Genomic DNA, 18,218 nt, shown 5'->3' on the forward strand with positions numbered 1-18,218 from the left:
ACCACAAGGAATGAGTGTTGATTATGCGAGCAGACTCGCACTCCTGCCAGTCTGCGATAAATAAAGGTCAGGATTTATGGTGGAAATAATCGCCCAACCTGGAAAACATACCGCCTTCACCGACAGATTCCAGGGTAACCAGTGGCCAGTGCGCAACCAATTTATCGCGGTCGTAAAGCTCAATTTCCCCTACCCGCTTGTGAGCAGCAATTGGCGCAGTTAGTTCTTTACCATCAAGAGTATATTTTGCTTTGATATTGGGGATCTCCGTTTTCGGCAGCACCATCCAGAATTCTTGTTCCGTTCCCAGTGCGATGTTTTCTTTATCACCATACCAGATGCGTTCCGTACCAACCTTTTTACCACGGTGCAAAATTTGCACCGTGGTAAAATTTTGTTGCCCCCAACGCAGTAATTTTCTTGCCTCTTCTTCGCGAGCTTTTGCGCTGTCAGCCCCCATTACCACTGCAATGAGACGACGCTGCCCATCCACAGCCGAAGCAATGAGATTAAACCCGGCCCCGGATGTATGCCCGGTTTTCAGGCCGTCAACGTTCATGGTTTTATCCCACAATAGCCCGTTTCGGTTTTGCTGGGTAATGCCGTTCCAGGTAAGGCTTTTTTCGCTGTACATATGGTAAAACTCAGGTTCGCCGTGGATGATGGCGCGAGAAAGCACGGCTAAATCATAGGCCGAGCTATGCTGCCCCGGCGCATCCAGACCGTGTACCGTTTCAAAATGGGTATCCTGTAAATGCAACTTTTCAGCGTAATTGTTCATCATTGCGACGAACTGCCGTTGCCCCCCGGCAATATAATCCGCAAGCGCCACACAGGCGTCATTGCCGGAATCCACAATTAATCCACGGCTTAAATCACGTACCGATACGCGATCGCCCTCTTTCAAAAACATCAATGAAGAGCCGACAAAGACCGGATTATCTTTCGCCCACGCATCGCGCCCCACAGTGACAATATCGTCCGGTGTTATGCGATGGCTATCGATAGCGCGATCGACGACATAGCCCGTCATTAGCTTAGTCAGGCTGGCAGGGTTACGTTGTTGGTGCTCATTACCCGCCGTGAGGATCTGTCCGGTTGTGTAATCCATCAATACCCATGACCCCGCATGAATCTCCGGAGGTTGGGGTGAAAAGGGAATATTTTCCGCCGCAAAACCAGACGATAAATTAAAAACGAACAAAGAAGCAGCAATAATAAGACGGCGTTTCAACAGCAAATCCTCAGGTGTTTCCAATAGCTGTTCTTTTTACGGAAATCCTGATGAACTGGCTGGAATAAAGTGCAAGAAAATGTGACATTTATCTCATTTTAATCTGACATTATCTGTTTCCACTCGCAGCCAAAATATCGCGCTAAAGCTGATTAGCACGGTGATATTTGATACTCTGGCATACAACAGAAATAACGGATTTAACCTAACGATGAATGACGGTAAGCAACAATCTACCTTTTTGTTTCATGATTACGAAACCTTTGGCACGCACCCCGCGTTAGATCGCCCTGCACAGTTTGCCGCCATTCGCACTGACAGCGAATTCAATATTATCGGCGAACCTGAAGTCTTTTACTGTAAGCCTGCGGATGATTATTTACCCCAGCCAGAGGCGGTGTTAATTACCGGCATCACTCCGCAGGAAGCGCGTGCGAAAGGGGAAAACGAAGCTGCCTTTGCCGCACGAATTCACTCGCTTTTTACCGTACCGAAGACCTGTATTCTTGGTTACAACAATGTGCGTTTTGACGACGAAGTTACGCGCAATATCTTTTATCGTAATTTCTACGATCCCTATGCCTGGAGCTGGCAGCATGATAACTCTCGCTGGGATCTGCTGGACGTGATGCGTGCCTGTTATGCCCTGCGCCCGGAGGGGATCAACTGGCCTGAAAATGAAGATGGTTTACCAAGCTTTCGACTTGAACATTTAACCAAAGCTAATGGTATTGAGCATAGCAACGCCCACGATGCGATGGCCGATGTGTACGCCACTATTGCGATGGCGAAGTTGGTGAAAACGCGGCAACCACGCCTGTTTGATTATCTCTTTACCCATCGTAATAAGCACAAACTGACGGCGTTGATTGATGTGCCGCAGATGAAACCGCTGGTGCATGTTTCTGGTATGTTTGGCGCATGGCGCGGCAATACCAGCTGGGTGGCACCACTGGCGTGGCATCCTGAAAATCGCAATGCCGTGATTATGGTGGATCTGGCGGGAGATATCTCGCCACTCCTGGAGCTGGACAGCGACACGCTGCGCGAGCGTCTGTATACCGCAAAAGCCGATTTGGGTGATAACGCCGCAGTTCCGGTTAAGCTGGTGCATATTAATAAATGCCCGGTACTGGCGCAGGCGAATACGCTGCGCCCGGAAGATGCCGACAGGTTGGGAATTAATCGTCAGCATTGTCTCGATAACCTGAAAATTCTGCGTGAAAACCCGCAAGTCCGCGAAAAAGTGGTGGCGATATTTGCTGAAGCCGAACCATTTACCCCTTCAGATAACGTCGATGCCCAGCTTTATAATGGCTTTTTCAGTGACGCCGATCGCGCAGCAATGAAAATCGTCCTCGAAACCGAGCCCCGTAATTTACCGGCACTGGATATCACCTTTGTTGATAAACGTATTGAGAAACTGTTGTTCAATTATCGGGCGCGTAACTTCCCGGGGACGCTGGATTACGCCGAGCAGCAACGCTGGCTGGAGCATCGCCGCCAGGTCTTCACTCCAGAGTTCCTCCAAAGCTATGCTGAGGAACTGCAGATGCTGGCCCAACAGTATGCCGATGATAAAGAGAAAGTAACGTTGTTAAAGTCGCTTTGGCAGTACGCCGAAGAGATCGTCTGATACGAAAAAGCCGGAGTGTTATGGACTACACTCCGGCTTTTAGTGACTTACCGGATGATTATGTCATCCGGCTTTAAAGATTATGCAACGTCTTCGTACTGCGGAACCGGGTTACGGAAGCTCTTAGTCACGCAAGCCAGGTAAATCAGACCGATAGCCGCCCAGATCAGCCCCAGAACCATCGAGCTTTCTTCCAGGTTAACCCACAGCGCACCAACAGTCAGCGCACCACACATCGGCAGGAACAGATACTGGAAGTGATCTTTCAGCGTCTTGTTACGCTTCTCACGGATCCAGAACTGCGAGATAACCGACAGGTTAACGAAGGTGAACGCCACCAGCGCACCAAAGTTAATCAGCGCCGTTGCCATTACCAGGTCGAAGTTGATTGCCAGCAGAGCAATCGCGCCAACCAGGATAATGTTCATTGCCGGAGTACGCCATTTCGGGTGTACATAACCGAAGAAACTTTTCGGGAACACGCCGTCACGACCCATTACGTACATCAGACGCGCTACGCCTGCGTGCGCCGCCATACCGGACGCCAGTACGGTAATGGTGGAGAAGATCAGCGCGCCGACCTGGAACGCTTTACCCGCAACATACAGCATGATTTCAGGCTGTGACGCATCCGGATCTTTAAAGCGAGAGATATCCGGGAAGTACAGCTGCAGGAAGTAAGTTGCAAAGATGAAGATCATGCCGCCGATAAGCGCGGTCAGGAAAATTGCACGCGGAATCACGCGCTCTGCATCTTTGGTTTCTTCCGACAAGTTGCTGATGCCGTCAAAGCCGGTAAAGGAGAAGCACAGAATCGTCGCACCAGTGATCATCGGGATGACATGTGCATCACCAGACCAGAACGGACGAGTGCTCGCCAGCGTACCAGCGCCTTCACCTTCAAATACGCCGTAAACTACCATGCCCAGAATCACCGCGATCAGCACAACCTGCAACACCACAATTACGGTGTTGAAGTTCGCTACGGACTTCAGACTACGCAGGTTAAAGGCGGTCATAAAGGCCACCAGCGCCACCACAAACATCCACGATGGAATGGAAGGCACCAGAGCTTCAAAATAAATTTTTGCCAGCAGAATGTTGATCATCGGCGCGAACAAATAGTCGAGCAGAGAAGACCAACCCACCATAAAGCCGACAGTCGGGCTAATGGATTTCTGGGCGTAAGTGTATGCAGAGCCAGCAGAAGGATAGCGGCGAACCAGCTTCCCGTAGCTCAGAGCCGTAAACAGGATCGCAATCAATGCGAACGCATAGGCTGTCGGCACATGACCATCCGTGAGGCCTGAAACGATACCAAATGTATCAAACAGCGTCATCGGCTGCATATAGGCAAGACCCATCATTACAACCGGAACTAACGTAAGCGTTTTACGCAATTCCACGCGAGAGGTGTTTGGAGTAACGTTATGCGACATGGTCATTCTCCTTTACGGTGATAACCGTCGCGTAAGCAAAAAATTGCCCCATTTTTTTGGATTCCTCAGCGACAACAACTGTCGATTTTTAGTAAATATCTATCCGGTACGAAGCCCGGCCTCTTGGTATGAATGATTGGTTTGAAGCAAAAAATAACCGACGCGGATGAAACGTCGGTTTTTAGTCATTTTTTGACAGCGGCGCATTGTGCCTAAATGGGGGGTAAATGACAAGAGAATGAGAGGCTTGTCATATAATTTTTTCTTTAAATGGCTGATTTTCCGTCATCAGATTTTGCATAAACACCGGCAATAGCACTATTTGCTAAAATCTCATCACGCCACCATGCGCTTGCAAGTCCTGCGGTTTGTTCATTCCATCCAATCCATACGGGTTCAAAGAGGGATTGCGCAACTACTTTTTTCTCAATTAACGCGCCACTATCGAGAAAGCGTTGCGCCAGATAGCGCGGTAAATAACCGCAACCAAGGCCACTGATTTGCAATTCCAGTTTGGTTTTAAAATCAAATACGGTAATGGCCTCTTGTTCATCGAGAAGTTGTGACGCCGTGGATGCGCCTGCCTGCGCAGTATCACCCACAATAATCGCCCGATAGCGTTTAATGATACGGCGATTTAGCGGTTCCTCTTCCAGAGCTAGCGGATGATGAGGTGCAACCGCGAAAACTTGCTCCAGATCGCCCAACCGAGAGAAACCATATTCGCTGGAAGCTGGCGGTTCATGCATAGCGCCAACAATAATATCTGCCCTCCCCTGGGTCAGGGCCTCCCAGGAACCGCCCAGAACGCCATTGATAAACTTCAGACGCGTGACGTTGTGATGTTGATAAAAGGCTTCAATAAGTGGCGCAAGCAGTGAAAAGGGAAAGGTATCATCAACACCAATCACCAGTTCGTTTTCCCAACCTTCATGGAGTTTGATCGCTTGTTTTTCCAGTTCATGGACAGTGTGGAGAACTTCCCGCCCTTTCTCTAATAACATCTTTCCGGTACGGGTAAATTTAGCGCGGTGACCGCTGCGATCGAGTAATTGAATATTAAGGTCGCTTTCCAGCTTGTGAACGGTGTAACTCAGAGCGGACGGCGTCTTATAGAGTTTGGCCGACGCCGCCGCAAAACTGCCCTCTTTTTCTAAGGCATCGAGGATCATCAACACATCCAGCAGTGGTTTCATACACGCCCCCTTGCAGTGTATGCGGCGTCCTGCTGGCGTGATGGTTTACTCCAGCGGCATTACCAGCGGATCGGGATACTGGTATTCAAAGCCCAGCTCATTACAGATCCGACTCCCATCAATAATTTTACCTTTGCCGCTGTCCAGACTATTTCTGAATTGCGGAGGTTCCAGCCCCTGTAAACGGGCCATCTGCGGATAGAAAACATTACGCGCAGGGTGAGCTGGCGCACATATATTATAGATGTGTCCGCCTTTAGGTGCCTGTAACAACAGAGTGATAGCGCCAATAACATCTTCTAAATGGACTAAATTCACACCATGTTCACCGTCTGGCGCGGTTTTTCCGGCAAAGAAACGTCCGGGATGACGCCCTGGCCCGACCAGACCCGCAAGACGCAGAATATCGACCGACGTACCAGGTAAGTTGTGCAACCAGTCTTCGAGTTCTTTTAATACTCGTCCACTGTTGGTCAACGGATTACGCGGGGTGTTTTCTTTCACTGTGCCTTGCGCATCACCGTAAACAGATGTTGAACTGGTAAAAATAATGCGGGGAATGTGATAAGCCAGTGCACTATCCACTAGCTCCTGTACTGCTTGTAAATAGAACTCATCGCCGGGGCCGCTACGACGTGCCGGAAGCGTAATGACCAGCGCGTCAGCATCCATCAGGGCATCCAGATCGTCAGAATCGCAAACTAATTCGGGCTCCATGCGAAGCAGATAGCTATCAATCCCACTCATTTGGGCCGCTTCTACGCCATCTTGTGTAGTTTTACTCCCGGTGACTTGCCAGCCTCGCGCTGAAAGTGACATCGCCAGCGGCATGCCTAACCACCCTAACCCGACAATTGCGACCTTTTTCATCCGTTTTCTCCTGATACACCTTAGATCTATAAGGCTACGCCAGCGTATCAAAACTGACAATTCATTCTATGAATGAATCAAAACTGTTAGCAAATATACCATTGCCTGATGCGCTCCGCTTATCAGTCCTACAAAAACATCAATATATTGAATTTCGGCAACATTTGTAGACCAGATAAGGCGTTCACGCCGCATCCGGCATGAACAAAGCCCACTTTAGTTACAGAACACAATGTTCTTGAGGGTTTTAAAGACATATTTTCACGATTTTTTTTCTAACGTAGTCACTCCAGGCACCCTCCTTTCCCCGCTCATTCATTAAACAAATCCATCGCCATAAAATATATAAAAAAGCCCTTGCTTTCTAACGTGAAAGTGGTTTAGGTTAAAAGACATCAGTTGAATAAACATTCACAGAGATTTTTATGACACGCGTTCAATTTAAACACCACCATCATCACCATCATCCTGACTAGTCTTTCAGGCGATGTGTGCTGGAAGACATTCAGATCTTCCAGCGGTGCATGAACGCATGAGAAAGCCCCCGGAAGATCACCTTCCGGGGGCTTTTTTATTGCGCGGTTGATAACGGTTCAGACAGGTTTAAAGAGGAATAAAAAAATGACAGACAACACTCGTTTACGCATAGCTATGCAGAAATCAGGACGTTTAAGTGATGACTCACGCGAATTGCTGGCGCGCTGTGGCATTAAAATCAATCTTCACACCCAGCGCCTGATCGCGATGGCAGAAAACATGCCGATTGATATTCTGCGCGTGCGTGACGACGACATTCCCGGTCTGGTGATGGACGGCGTGGTAGACCTTGGGATTATCGGCGAAAACGTGCTGGAAGAAGAACTGCTTAACCGCCGCGCCCAGGGTGAAGATCCGCGCTACTTTACCCTGCGTCGTCTGGATTTCGGCGGCTGCCGCCTTTCGCTGGCAACGCCGGTTGATGAAGCCTGGGACGGTCCGCTCTCCTTAAACGGTAAACGTATCGCCACCTCTTATCCTCACCTGCTCAAGCGTTATCTCGACCAGAAAGGCATCTCTTTTAAATCCTGCTTACTGAACGGTTCTGTTGAAGTCGCCCCGCGCGCCGGACTGGCGGATGCGATTTGCGATCTGGTTTCCACCGGTGCCACGCTGGAAGCAAACGGCCTGCGCGAAGTCGAAGTTATCTACCGCTCGAAAGCCTGCCTTATCCAGCGCGATGGCAAAATGGAAGAATCCAAACAGCAACTGATCGACAAACTGCTGACTCGTATTCAGGGCGTGATCCAGGCGCGCGAATCAAAATACATCATGATGCACGCACCAACCGAACGTCTGGATGAAGTTATCGCCCTGCTGCCAGGTGCCGAACGCCCAACTATTCTGCCGCTGGCGGGTGACCAACAGCGCGTAGCGATGCACATGGTCAGTAGCGAAACCCTGTTCTGGGAAACGATGGAAAAACTGAAAGCGCTGGGTGCCAGTTCAATTCTGGTCCTGCCGATTGAGAAGATGATGGAGTGATCGCCATGAGCTTTAACACAATCATTGACTGGAATAGCTGTACTGCGGAGCAACAACACCAGCTGTTAATGCGCCCGGCGATCTCCGCTTCTGAAAGCATTACCCGCACTGTTAACGATATTCTCGATAACGTGAAAACGCGTGGCGATGAGGCCCTGCGTGAATACAGCGCGAAGTTTGATAAAACCACGGTTACCGCGCTGAAGGTGTCTGCTGAGGAAATTGCCGCCGCCAGCGAACGCCTGAGCGACGAGCTAAAACAGGCGATGGCGGTAGCAGTAAAGAATATTGAAACCTTCCACACTGCGCAAAAACTGCCGCCGGTAGATGTAGAAACTCAGCCAGGCGTGCGTTGCCAGCAGGTAACGCGCCCGGTGGCTTCGGTTGGTTTGTATATTCCTGGCGGCTCCGCCCCGCTCTTCTCAACGGTATTAATGCTGGCGACTCCGGCGCGTATTGCAGCTTGCAATAAAGTGGTGCTGTGCTCACCGCCGCCGATTGCCGATGAGATCCTTTACGCGGCGCAGCTGTGCGGTGTGCAGGACGTGTTTAACGTCGGCGGCGCACAGGCCATTGCCGCGCTGGCGTTTGGTACTGAATCTGTGCCGAAAGTGGACAAAATCTTCGGGCCGGGCAACGCCTTTGTCACCGAGGCAAAACGCCAGGTGAGCCAGCGTCTGGACGGTGCGGCTATCGATATGCCCGCAGGCCCGTCGGAAGTGTTGGTCATTGCCGACAGCGGCGCTACGCCAGATTTCGTGGCTTCTGATTTGCTCTCCCAGGCTGAACACGGCCCGGACTCACAGGTGATTTTACTGACGCCCGATGCTGATATGGCGCGTCGCGTTGCCGAAGCTGTCGAACGCCAGCTGGCGGAACTGCCGAGAGCTGAAACCGCACGTCAGGCACTGAGCGCCAGCCGCCTGATCGTGACTAAAGATTTAGCGCAATGCGTAGAGATCTCCAACCAGTACGGCCCGGAGCACCTGATTATTCAGACCCGCAACGCCCGCGAACTGGTCGAAGGCATCACCAGCGCCGGTTCGGTATTTCTTGGTGACTGGTCACCGGAATCGGCAGGTGATTACGCCTCTGGCACCAACCACGTGCTGCCCACTTACGGTTACACCGCCACCTGTTCCAGCCTCGGGCTGGCAGATTTTCAGAAGCGCATGACCGTGCAGGAACTGTCGAAAGAAGGTTTCTCCGCGCTGGCTTCGACCATTGAAACACTGGCCGCCGCCGAGCGCCTGACTGCCCATAAAAATGCCGTTACTTTGCGTGTTAACGCCCTTAAGGAGCAAGCATGAGCACCGTGACTATTACCGATTTAGCGCGTGAAAACGTCCGCAACCTGACGCCGTATCAGTCGGCGCGTCGTCTGGGCGGTAATGGCGACGTCTGGCTGAACGCCAACGAATATCCCACAGCCGTGGAGTTTCAGCTTACTCAGCAAACGCTCAACCGCTACCCGGAATGTCAGCCAAAAGCGGTGATTGAAAATTACGCGCAGTATGCAGGCGTAAAACCGGAACAGGTGCTGGTCAGCCGTGGCGCGGACGAAGGTATTGAACTGCTGATTCGCGCTTTTTGCGAACCAGGTAAAGACGCCATCCTCTACTGCCCGCCAACGTACGGCATGTACAGCGTCAGCGCCGAAACCATTGGCGTCGAGTGCCGCACAGTGCCGACGCTGGACAACTGGCAACTGGACTTACAGGGCATTTCCGACAAGCTGGACGGCGTAAAAGTGGTTTATGTTTGCAGCCCCAATAACCCCACCGGGCAACTGATCAATCCGCAAGATTTTCGCACTCTGCTGGAGTTAACCCGCGGAAAAGCCATTGTGGTTGCCGATGAAGCCTATATCGAGTTTTGCCCGCAGGCATCGCTGGCTGGCTGGCTGGCGGAATATCCTCACCTGGCTATTTTGCGCACACTGTCGAAAGCTTTTGCTCTGGCGGGGCTTCGTTGCGGATTTACGCTGGCAAACGAAGAAGTCATCAACCTGCTGATGAAAGTGATCGCCCCCTACCCGCTCTCGACGCCGGTTGCCGACATTGCGGCCCAGGCGTTAAGCCCGCAGGGAATTATCGCCATGCGTGAGCGGGTGGCGCAAATTATTGCAGAACGCGAATATCTGATTGCCGCACTGAAAGAAATCTCCTGCGTGGAGCAGGTTTTTGACTCTGAAACCAATTACATTCTGGCGCGCTTTAAAGCCTCCAGCGCAGTGTTTAAATCTTTGTGGGATCAGGGCATTATCTTACGTGATCAGAATAAACAACCCTCTTTAAGCGGCTGCCTGCGAATTACCGTCGGAACCCGTGAAGAAAGCCAGCGCGTCATTGACGCCTTACGTGCGGAGCAAGTTTGATGAGTCAGAAGTATCTTTTTATCGATCGCGATGGAACCCTGATTAGCGAACCGCCGAGTGATTTTCAGGTGGACCGTTTTGACAAACTCGCCTTTGAACCGGGTGTGATCCCGGAGCTGCTGAAGCTGCAAAAAGCGGGCTACAAGCTGGTGATGATCACTAATCAGGATGGTCTGGGAACACAAAGTTTCCCGCAGGCGGATTTCGATGGCCCGCACAACCTGATGATGCAGATCTTCACCTCGCAAGGCGTGCAGTTTGATGAAGTGCTGATTTGCCCGCACCTGCCCGCCGATGAGTGCGACTGCCGTAAGCCGAAAGTAAAACTGGTGGAGCGTTACCTGGCTGAGCAAGCGATGGATCGCGCCAATAGTTATGTGATTGGCGATCGCGCGACCGATATTCAACTGGCTGAAAACATGGGCATTAATGGTTTACGCTACGACCGCGAAACCCTGAACTGGCCGATGATTGGCGAGCAACTCACTAAACGAGACCGTTACGCCCATGTAGTGCGCAACACCAAAGAGACGCAAATTGACGTCCAGGTGTGGCTGGATCGCGAAGGTGGCAGCAAGATTAACACCGGCGTTGGCTTCTTTGATCACATGCTGGATCAGATCGCTACCCACGGCGGTTTCCGTATGGAAATCAACGTCAAAGGCGACCTCTATATCGACGATCACCACACCGTCGAAGATACCGGTCTGGCGTTGGGCGAAGCGTTAAAAATTGCTCTTGGCGACAAACGCGGTATTTGCCGCTTTGGTTTTGTGCTGCCGATGGACGAATGCCTTGCCCGCTGCGCACTGGATATCTCTGGTCGCCCGCACCTGGAATATAAAGCTGAATTTACCTACCAGCGCGTGGGCGATCTCAGCACCGAGATGATCGAGCACTTCTTCCGTTCACTCTCTTACACCATGGGCGTGACGTTGCACCTGAAAACTAAAGGTAAAAACGATCACCACCGTGTAGAGAGCCTGTTCAAAGCCTTTGGTCGCACCCTGCGCCAGGCCATCCGCGTGGAAGGCGACACCCTGCCCTCGTCAAAAGGAGTGTTGTAATGAACGTGGTGATCCTTGATACCGGCTGCGCCAACCTGAACTCGGTGAAGTCGGCAATTGCGCGTCACGGTTATGAACCAAAAGTCAGCCGCGACCCGGACGTAGTGTTGCTGGCCGATAAACTATTTTTACCCGGCGTTGGCACCGCACAAGCAGCGATGAATCAGGTGCGTGAGCGCGAGCTGTTTGATCTCATCAAAGCTTGTACCCAACCGGTGCTGGGCATCTGCTTAGGGATGCAACTGCTGGGGCGGCGCAGCGAAGAGAGCAACGGCGTCGATTTGCTGGGCATCATCGACGAAGACGTGCCGAAAATGACCGACTTTGGTCTGCCACTGCCGCATATGGGCTGGAACCGCGTTTACCCGCAGGCAGGCAACCGCCTGTTTCAGGGGATTGAAGACGGCGCGTACTTTTACTTTGTTCACAGCTACGCAATGCCGGTCAATCCGTGGACCATCGCCCAATGTAATTACGGCGAACCGTTTACCGCTGCGGTACAAAAAGATAACTTCTACGGCGTTCAGTTCCACCCGGAACGCTCCGGAGCTGCTGGCGCTAAGTTGCTGAAAAACTTCCTGGAGATGTGATGATTATTCCGGCATTAGATTTAATCGACGGCACCGTGGTGCGTCTCCATCAGGGCGATTACGGCAAACAGCGCGATTATGGTAACGACCCGCTGCCTCGCTTACAGGATTACGCCTCACAAGGTGCTGAAGTGCTGCACCTGGTGGATCTGACTGGGGCAAAAGATCCGGCTAAACGTCAAATCCCGCTGATTAAAACCTTGGTCGCGGGCGTTAACGTCCCTGTGCAGGTCGGTGGCGGTGTGCGTAGTGAAGAAGACGTAGCGGCGTTACTGGAAGCAGGCGTTGCGCGTGTGGTGGTCGGCTCCACCGCAGTGAAATCACCAGAAATAGTAAAAGGCTGGTTTGAACGCTTCGGTGCCGACGCGCTGGTGCTGGCACTGGATGTTCGCATTGACGAGCAAGGCAACAAGCAGGTGGCGGTCAGCGGCTGGCAAGAGAACTCGGGCGTGTCACTGGAACAACTGGTGGAAACCTATCTGCCCGTCGGACTGAAACATGTGCTGTGTACCGATATCTCGCGCGACGGCACGCTGGCAGGTTCTAACGTCTCTTTATATGAAGAAGTGTGCGCCAAATATCCGCAAGTGGCATTTCAGTCCTCCGGCGGTATTGGCGACATTGATGATGTGGCAACCCTGCGTGGTACTGGCGTGCGCGGCGTAATAGTTGGTCGTGCATTGCTGGAAGGTAAATTCACCGTGAAGGAGGCCATCGCATGCTGGCAAAACGCATAATTCCGTGTCTCGACGTTCGTGATGGTCAGGTGGTGAAAGGCGTACAGTTTCGCAACCATGAAATCATTGGCGATATCGTGCCGCTGGCAAAACGCTACGCCGAGGAAGGTGCAGACGAACTGGTGTTCTACGATATTACCGCCTCCAGTGATGGACGTGTGGTAGATAAAAGCTGGGTATCTCGCGTGGCAGAAGTGATCGACATTCCGTTCTGCGTTGCGGGAGGAATTAAATCGCTGGATGACGCCGCGAAAATTCTTTCCTTTGGCGCGGATAAAATCTCTATCAACTCTCCTGCGCTGGCGGACCCGACGTTAATTACACGGCTGGCGGATCGCTTTGGCGTGCAGTGTATTGTGGTCGGTATTGATACCTGGTACGACGCCGAAACCGGTAAATATCATGTGAATCAATATACCGGCGATGAAAGCCGCACCCGCGTTACTCAATGGGAAACGCTCGACTGGGTAGAGGAAGTGCAAAAACGCGGTGCCGGAGAAATCGTCCTGAACATGATGAATCAGGACGGCGTGCGTAACGGTTACGACCTCGAGCAACTGAAAAAAGTGCGTGAAGTGTGCCACGTTCCACTGATTGCCTCCGGTGGCGCAGGCACCATGGAACACTTCCTCGAAGCCTTCCGCGATGCCGACGTTGACGGCGCGCTGGCGGCTTCCGTATTCCACAAACAAATAATCAATATTGGTGAATTAAAAGCGTACCTGGCAACACAGGGCGTGGAGATCAGGATATGTTAACAGAACAACAACGTCGCGAACTGGACTGGGAAAAAACCGACGGACTGATGCCGGTGATTGTGCAACATGCGGTATCCGGCGAAGTGTTAATGCTGGGCTACATGAACCCGGAAGCCTTAGACAAAACCATCGAAAGCGGCAAAGTCACCTTCTTCTCGCGCACTAAACAGCGACTGTGGACCAAAGGCGAAACGTCGGGCAATTTCCTCAATGTGGTGAGTATTGCCCCGGACTGCGACAACGACACGTTACTGGTACTAGCGAATCCCATCGGCCCGACCTGCCATAAAGGCACCAGCAGCTGCTTCGGCAACACCGCTCACCAGTGGCTATTCCTGTATCAACTGGAACAACTGCTCGCCGAACGTAAATCTGCCGATCCGGAAACCTCCTATACAGCCAAATTGTATGCCAGCGGCACTAAGCGCATTGCGCAGAAAGTGGGCGAAGAAGGCGTGGAAACTGCACTGGCAGCGACGGTACATGACCGCTTCGAACTGACCAACGAGGCGTCTGACTTGATGTATCACCTGCTGGTGCTGTTGCAGGATCAGGATCTGGATTTAACGGCGGTGATTGAAAACCTGCGCAAACGGCATCAGTGAGTTGCGGGCTGACCGGATGCGATGTTGTTGTCGCATCCGGAGCCATTGCCCGATGCGCAAGCTTATCGGGCCTACTATTCGCTCTGCACACGTAGGCTGGATAAGATGCGCCAGCATCGCATCCGGTAACAAAAAAGGGCAAGGTGTTACCACCCTGCCCTTTTTACTTAAAGCTATAAGATTATTTCGCGTTGTAATTACGCAGCGCATTACGTCCCAGCACAATCCCCGCGCCAACCATGCCGCCCAGCAACACAGCCAGAATCAAGGTAATTGCTTTCTTCGGGCTATCGCGACGAATAGGTAACGACGGTTTCATGACATAACGGTAAGCGTTAATATCAAGATCATCAACCTTCAGGCTTTCGATATCCAGCAGGTTTTGACGAGTCTGGTAGTAGTTCGGTGAAAACACAAGCGGACGAGTCGCTTCGTGCTTAATCATCGACTCCAGTGCTTCACTACCTAACAAAAGCAACGTGTCCTGAGTAATATTTTCACCAGTTTGCTGAATCTGCGGCTTTGTTACCTGCGCCTGATTCGCATACTGCAACGCTTCCTGAATCTGGCGGATACGCAGCGTTTTTTGCTCCTGAGCCACCACTTCCTGAGTTTTCAGGGAATCCTGCAAGGTTTTCATGCCCAGTGCAATATTATCCTTCAGGTCCTTTTCCAGCTCTTCATTCACTCGGTCATCAACTTGTTGAATGTATTCAGCCAGCTTTTTCTGTGCCTCCGCCGCAGTTTTCCCAACATAAGAAACAGCTAACGGTAACGGCTGGTTTTTAACAGCGGGCTCGATGGTCAGTTTTTCGCGTTCTTCCTGATTATCCAGCGTTTCAGCTAATGCAGAGAAAGCAGAACTGAAGCGCCCAATCAACGCCTCCTGTAAATCAGCTACTTTTGGCGCAGCCTGGCCATAAATTACATTCATGGCATTGTTATAGCCGGCAATTTGCCCCACATCAGGTTGAGTGACAATGGCTGTTGACGTCCATTGCTCTTTCGCTACTGCCAGGTATCCAATAGCCAACACGATAGCCACAATGATTGTGGCGATAATGGTCACCTTCCCGCGCCACAGTTGCACCAGTAAATCAATTAAATCAATCTGTTCCGGGTCATTGTTGTGCCCAGAAATATTATTATTTTCAACTTTCATCATTACCCTAACAGACGGAAAATTTCAGGTCGCCATAGTTTAGCGATAATCCGTATGAATGCCATAGGATAAACAATAAATATAATGAATTGTTACATGAACATAGATACCAGCTACCGCCAAAAATCATATGATTACAAATAGTTAGTCACTACCGAAAAGATCGCGGGTGTAGACCTTGTCTGCTGCATCTTTAAGCTCTTCTGACATTCGATTAGAGATGATGACATCAGCCTGTTGCTTAAAAGTCGCGAGATCACGTTCCAGACGAGAATTGAAAAACATTTCTTCCTTCATTACCGGTTCATAGATAATCACTTCTACCCCCTTAGCTTTGATACGCTTCATGATCCCCTGAATGGAAGACGCACGGAAGTTATCTGAACCGCTCTTCATAATTAGGCGATATATCCCTACAACTTTTGGTTTACGCGACAAGATAGCATCGGCAATAAAGTCTTTGCGAGTACGGTTAGCTTCAACGATCGCAGAAATGATGTTGTTTGGCACAGACTGGTAATTTGCCAGAAGCTGCTTGGTATCTTTCGGCAAACAGTAACCACCGTAACCAAATGATGGATTGTTGTAATGGTTGCCGATACGCGGATCAAGACAAACACCTTCAATGATTTGACGGCTGTTCAACCCCAGGCTTTCTGCATAACTATCCAACTCGTTGAAGTACGCCACGCGCATGGCAAGGTAAGTATTGGCAAAAAGTTTAATGGCCTCTGCTTCTGTTGAATCAGTAAACAGAATCGGGATATTTTGCTTAATCGCCCCTTCCTGTAATAACGCGGCAAAACGCTGTGCACGTTCAGAACGTTCACCTATCACAATACGGGAAGGATGAAGGTTATCGTAAAGGGCTTTGCCTTCTCGGAGGAATTCAGGGGAGAAGATGATGTTTTCAGTCCTGAATTTTTTTTGCATCGCGGCCGTAAAACCTACCGGAACCGTGGACTTAATAATCATTACTGCATAAGGGTTTATTTCTGTAACATCTTTAATTACAGATTCTACGCTAGATGTATTGAAATAATTGGTTTTAGGATCATAGTCGGTCGGGGTTGCGATGATTACATAATCAGCATTACGGTAGGCTTCTTTTTTATCTAACGTGGCATTAAAACGTATTTTATCTGATTGCAAAAATTGTTGAATTTCTTTATCAACAATAGGAGATATCCGATCATTTAGCATTGCAACGCGAGATGGTAAAATATCTAATGCTACAACATTATGATTTTGTGCGATTAAGAGCCCATTAGACAGGCCAACATAACCGGTTCCGGAAATGGTGATTTTCATTTCATGCTCTCAGAATTAACTTAACTATGAATCATGATGTTTTTAGCACCCTGATAAGAGTTAAAAGTTTTAACGCCACGATGATGTCTGGTCAACGAAACGAAAAACATTTCAGATTTTCTTTATAAGAATAGCTGCTATTTATTAAGTTAGTATTAAGCAATGAAATTAAATCAATAAGATTGATAGCAAAAAAAAGCCCGGCGATAAATGCCGGGCCTTAGTTTATTACTGATTAAATCAGATTAATCCAGCCATTCGGTGTGGAATACACCTTCTTTATCAATACGCTTATAGGTATGCGCACCGAAATAGTCACGCTGCGCCTGGATCAGGTTTGCAGGCAGTACTGCGGCACGATAGCTGTCATAATAAGCAACCGCTGCAGAGAAGGTAGGTACTGGAATGCCGTTCTGCACCGCATAAGCAACAACATCACGCAGAGCTTGCTGGTAATCGTCGGCAATTTTCTTAAAGTATGGGGCTAACAGCAGGTTAGCGATCTGCGGATTTTCGGCGTAAGCATCCGTGATTTTCTGCAGGAACTGAGCACGAATGATACAACCGGCACGGAAGATCTTCGCGATTTCACCATAATTGAGATCCCAGTTGTACTCTTCAGACGCCGCACGTAACTGCGAGAAGCCCTGCGCGTAAGAAACAATCTTACCCAGATAAAGCGCACGGCGAACTTTTTCGATAAACTCTGCTTTATCGCCTGCTGGCTGCGCTTGCGGACCAGACAGTACTTTCGACGCGGCAACGCGTTGCTCTTTCAAAGAAGAGATATAACGAGCAAACACAGACTCAGTAATCAGCGACAGCGGTTCGCCGAGATCCAGCGCGCTCTGACTGGTCCATTTACCCGTACCTTTGTTCGCTGCTTCATCCAGGATCACATCAACCAGGTAGTTACCGCCTTCATCTTTTTTGGTGAAGATGTCTTTAGTGATGTCGATCAGGTAGCTGCTCAATTCACCGTTATTCCACTCGGTAAAGGTCTGTGCCAGTTCTTCGTTAGAGAGATTCAGACCACCTTTCAGCAGAGAATAGGCTTCAGCAATCAGTTGCATATCACCATATTCAATACCGTTGTGAACCATCTTCACATAGTGACCTGCGCCATCAGCACCAATATAGGTAACGCACGGTTCGCCATCTTCAGCCACGGCGGCGATTTTTGTCAGGATAGGTGCAACCAGTTCATAGGCTTCTTTCTGCCCACCAGGCATAATGGAAGGTCCTTTCAGCGCGCCCTCTTCACCACCGGAAACACCCGTACCGATGAAGTTAAAGCCTTCTGCAGAAAGCTCGCGGTTACGACGAATGGTATCCTGGAAGAAGGTATTACCACCATCAATGATGATATCGCCTTTATCGAGATATGGTTTCAGGGAATCAATAGCAGCATCCGTGCCTGCACCTGCTTTCACCATTAACAGGATGCGACGAGGCGTTTCAAGAGATTCAACGAACTCTTTCACCGTATAGTAAGGAACCAGTTTCTTGCCTGGATTTTCGGCAATCACTTCTTCCGTCTTTTCACGGGAACGGTTGAAAATAGAGACGGTATAACCACGGCTTTCGATGTTGAGCGCAAGGTTGCGTCCCATCACTGCCATACCGACTACGCCGATCTGTTGCTTTGACATTGTTTACTCCTGTCAGGGGTGGTCACCGCGGGGTTGCGCGGCTTGAAGAAGCTAAGATGGTAA

General features: G+C 50.3%; 18 protein-coding genes and 1 other annotated feature. Of the genes, 10 read left to right on the plus strand and 8 right to left on the minus strand.

The features are described 5' to 3' along the window. Positions 1–67 precede the first annotated feature (67 nt). Positions 68–1,234 carry a serine-type D-Ala-D-Ala carboxypeptidase DacD gene (gene dacD / locus D9742_RS09625; protein ID WP_130236755.1) on the minus strand — a complete coding sequence of 389 codons (1,167 nt, stop codon included), beginning with the start codon at positions 1,232–1,234 and terminating at the stop codon, positions 68–70. A gap of 211 nt (positions 1,235–1,445) precedes the next feature. On the opposite strand from dacD, the gene sbcB reads away from it, so the two are divergent. Further along, on the plus strand, positions 1,446–2,870 hold the full coding sequence (gene sbcB, locus D9742_RS09630; RefSeq protein WP_130236756.1) for an exodeoxyribonuclease I: 1,425 nt from the start codon (positions 1,446–1,448) through the stop codon (positions 2,868–2,870). An 80-nt stretch (positions 2,871–2,950) separates the two neighbouring features. Here the strand turns inward: sbcB and plaP are convergent, their stop codons facing one another. From plaP to D9742_RS09650, 4 genes are all read right to left on the minus strand, one after another. Then, positions 2,951–4,309 (minus strand): putrescine/proton symporter PlaP, encoded by a 1,359-nt coding sequence (plaP, locus tag D9742_RS09635; protein ID WP_000019197.1) that lies wholly within the window; start codon positions 4,307–4,309, stop codon positions 2,951–2,953. Beyond that, positions 4,299–4,361 (minus strand): membrane protein YoeI, encoded by a 63-nt coding sequence (gene yoeI, locus D9742_RS09640; protein ID WP_010723108.1) that lies wholly within the window; start codon positions 4,359–4,361, stop codon positions 4,299–4,301. Before yoeI ends, plaP begins: the two co-directional genes overlap by 11 nt. A gap of 214 nt (positions 4,362–4,575) precedes the next feature. Further along, positions 4,576–5,505, minus strand: a complete 930-nt coding sequence (locus tag D9742_RS09645) for a LysR substrate-binding domain-containing protein (protein WP_130236757.1) — start codon at positions 5,503–5,505, stop codon at positions 4,576–4,578. Between the two features lie 45 nt (positions 5,506–5,550). Beyond that, complete coding sequence (locus D9742_RS09650; protein ID WP_130236758.1) at positions 5,551–6,375, minus strand: SDR family oxidoreductase; 825 nt, start codon at positions 6,373–6,375, stop codon at positions 5,551–5,553. A gap of 425 nt (positions 6,376–6,800) precedes the next feature. Here D9742_RS09650 and hisL point away from each other — a divergent pair, with 425 nt between their 5' ends. The 9 genes from hisL (at position 6,801) to hisIE (ending at position 14,030) form a co-directional block, all read left to right on the plus strand. Next, positions 6,801–6,851 (plus strand): his operon leader peptide, encoded by a 51-nt coding sequence (gene hisL, locus D9742_RS09655; protein ID WP_001364200.1) that lies wholly within the window; start codon positions 6,801–6,803, stop codon positions 6,849–6,851. Next, positions 6,827–6,950: a sequence feature (His leader region), on the plus strand. (Overlaps the previous gene by 25 nt.) Positions 6,951–6,996: 46 nt before the next feature. Next, the gene (hisG, locus tag D9742_RS09660) at positions 6,997–7,896 is read left to right on the plus strand and encodes an ATP phosphoribosyltransferase (RefSeq protein ID WP_000131792.1); all 900 of its coding nucleotides are present in this window, start codon (positions 6,997–6,999) and stop codon (positions 7,894–7,896) included. A 5-nt stretch (positions 7,897–7,901) separates the two neighbouring features. Next, a complete protein-coding gene (hisD, locus tag D9742_RS09665; RefSeq protein WP_130236759.1) occupies positions 7,902–9,206 on the plus strand; it encodes a histidinol dehydrogenase in 1,305 nt (434 codons plus the stop codon). Beyond that, positions 9,203–10,273 carry a histidinol-phosphate transaminase gene (hisC, locus tag D9742_RS09670; protein ID WP_130236760.1) on the plus strand — a complete coding sequence of 357 codons (1,071 nt, stop codon included), beginning with the start codon at positions 9,203–9,205 and terminating at the stop codon, positions 10,271–10,273. Before hisD ends, hisC begins: the two co-directional genes overlap by 4 nt. After that, positions 10,273–11,340, plus strand: coding sequence for a bifunctional histidinol-phosphatase/imidazoleglycerol-phosphate dehydratase HisB (hisB, locus tag D9742_RS09675; RefSeq protein ID WP_000080093.1), 1,068 nt, complete (start codon positions 10,273–10,275; stop codon positions 11,338–11,340). The genes hisC and hisB overlap by 1 nt, the downstream gene beginning before the upstream one ends. After that, positions 11,340–11,930: an imidazole glycerol phosphate synthase subunit HisH gene (hisH, locus tag D9742_RS09680; RefSeq protein ID WP_100734037.1), complete on the plus strand. Its 591-nt coding sequence runs from the start codon at positions 11,340–11,342 to the stop codon at positions 11,928–11,930. Before hisB ends, hisH begins: the two co-directional genes overlap by 1 nt. Next, the gene (gene hisA, locus D9742_RS09685) at positions 11,930–12,667 is read left to right on the plus strand and encodes a 1-(5-phosphoribosyl)-5-[(5-phosphoribosylamino)methylideneamino]imidazole-4-carboxamide isomerase (RefSeq protein WP_130236761.1); all 738 of its coding nucleotides are present in this window, start codon (positions 11,930–11,932) and stop codon (positions 12,665–12,667) included. Before hisH ends, hisA begins: the two co-directional genes overlap by 1 nt. Next, positions 12,649–13,425, plus strand: coding sequence for an imidazole glycerol phosphate synthase subunit HisF (gene hisF, locus D9742_RS09690; RefSeq protein ID WP_042093324.1), 777 nt, complete (start codon positions 12,649–12,651; stop codon positions 13,423–13,425). The genes hisA and hisF overlap by 19 nt, the downstream gene beginning before the upstream one ends. Beyond that, positions 13,419–14,030 (plus strand): bifunctional phosphoribosyl-AMP cyclohydrolase/phosphoribosyl-ATP diphosphatase HisIE, encoded by a 612-nt coding sequence (gene hisIE, locus D9742_RS09695; protein ID WP_130236762.1) that lies wholly within the window; start codon positions 13,419–13,421, stop codon positions 14,028–14,030. Before hisF ends, hisIE begins: the two co-directional genes overlap by 7 nt. 181 nt (positions 14,031–14,211) lie before the next feature. On the opposite strand, the gene wzzB is transcribed toward hisIE, so the two are convergent. From wzzB to gndA, 3 genes are all read right to left on the minus strand, one after another. Further along, on the minus strand, positions 14,212–15,192 hold the full coding sequence (gene wzzB, locus D9742_RS09700; RefSeq protein WP_130236989.1) for an LPS O-antigen chain length determinant protein WzzB: 981 nt from the start codon (positions 15,190–15,192) through the stop codon (positions 14,212–14,214). Between the two features lie 144 nt (positions 15,193–15,336). Continuing rightward, complete coding sequence (ugd, locus tag D9742_RS09705) at positions 15,337–16,503, minus strand: UDP-glucose 6-dehydrogenase (protein WP_130236763.1); 1,167 nt, start codon at positions 16,501–16,503, stop codon at positions 15,337–15,339. A 245-nt stretch (positions 16,504–16,748) separates the two neighbouring features. Further along, positions 16,749–18,155, minus strand: a complete 1,407-nt coding sequence (gene gndA, locus D9742_RS09710) for an NADP-dependent phosphogluconate dehydrogenase (protein ID WP_130236764.1) — start codon at positions 18,153–18,155, stop codon at positions 16,749–16,751. Positions 18,156–18,218 lie beyond the last annotated feature (63 nt).

Origin of the sequence: Escherichia sp. E1V33 (genome assembly GCF_004211955.1) — a bacterium.
Lineage (GTDB): Bacteria > Pseudomonadota > Gammaproteobacteria > Enterobacterales > Enterobacteriaceae > Escherichia.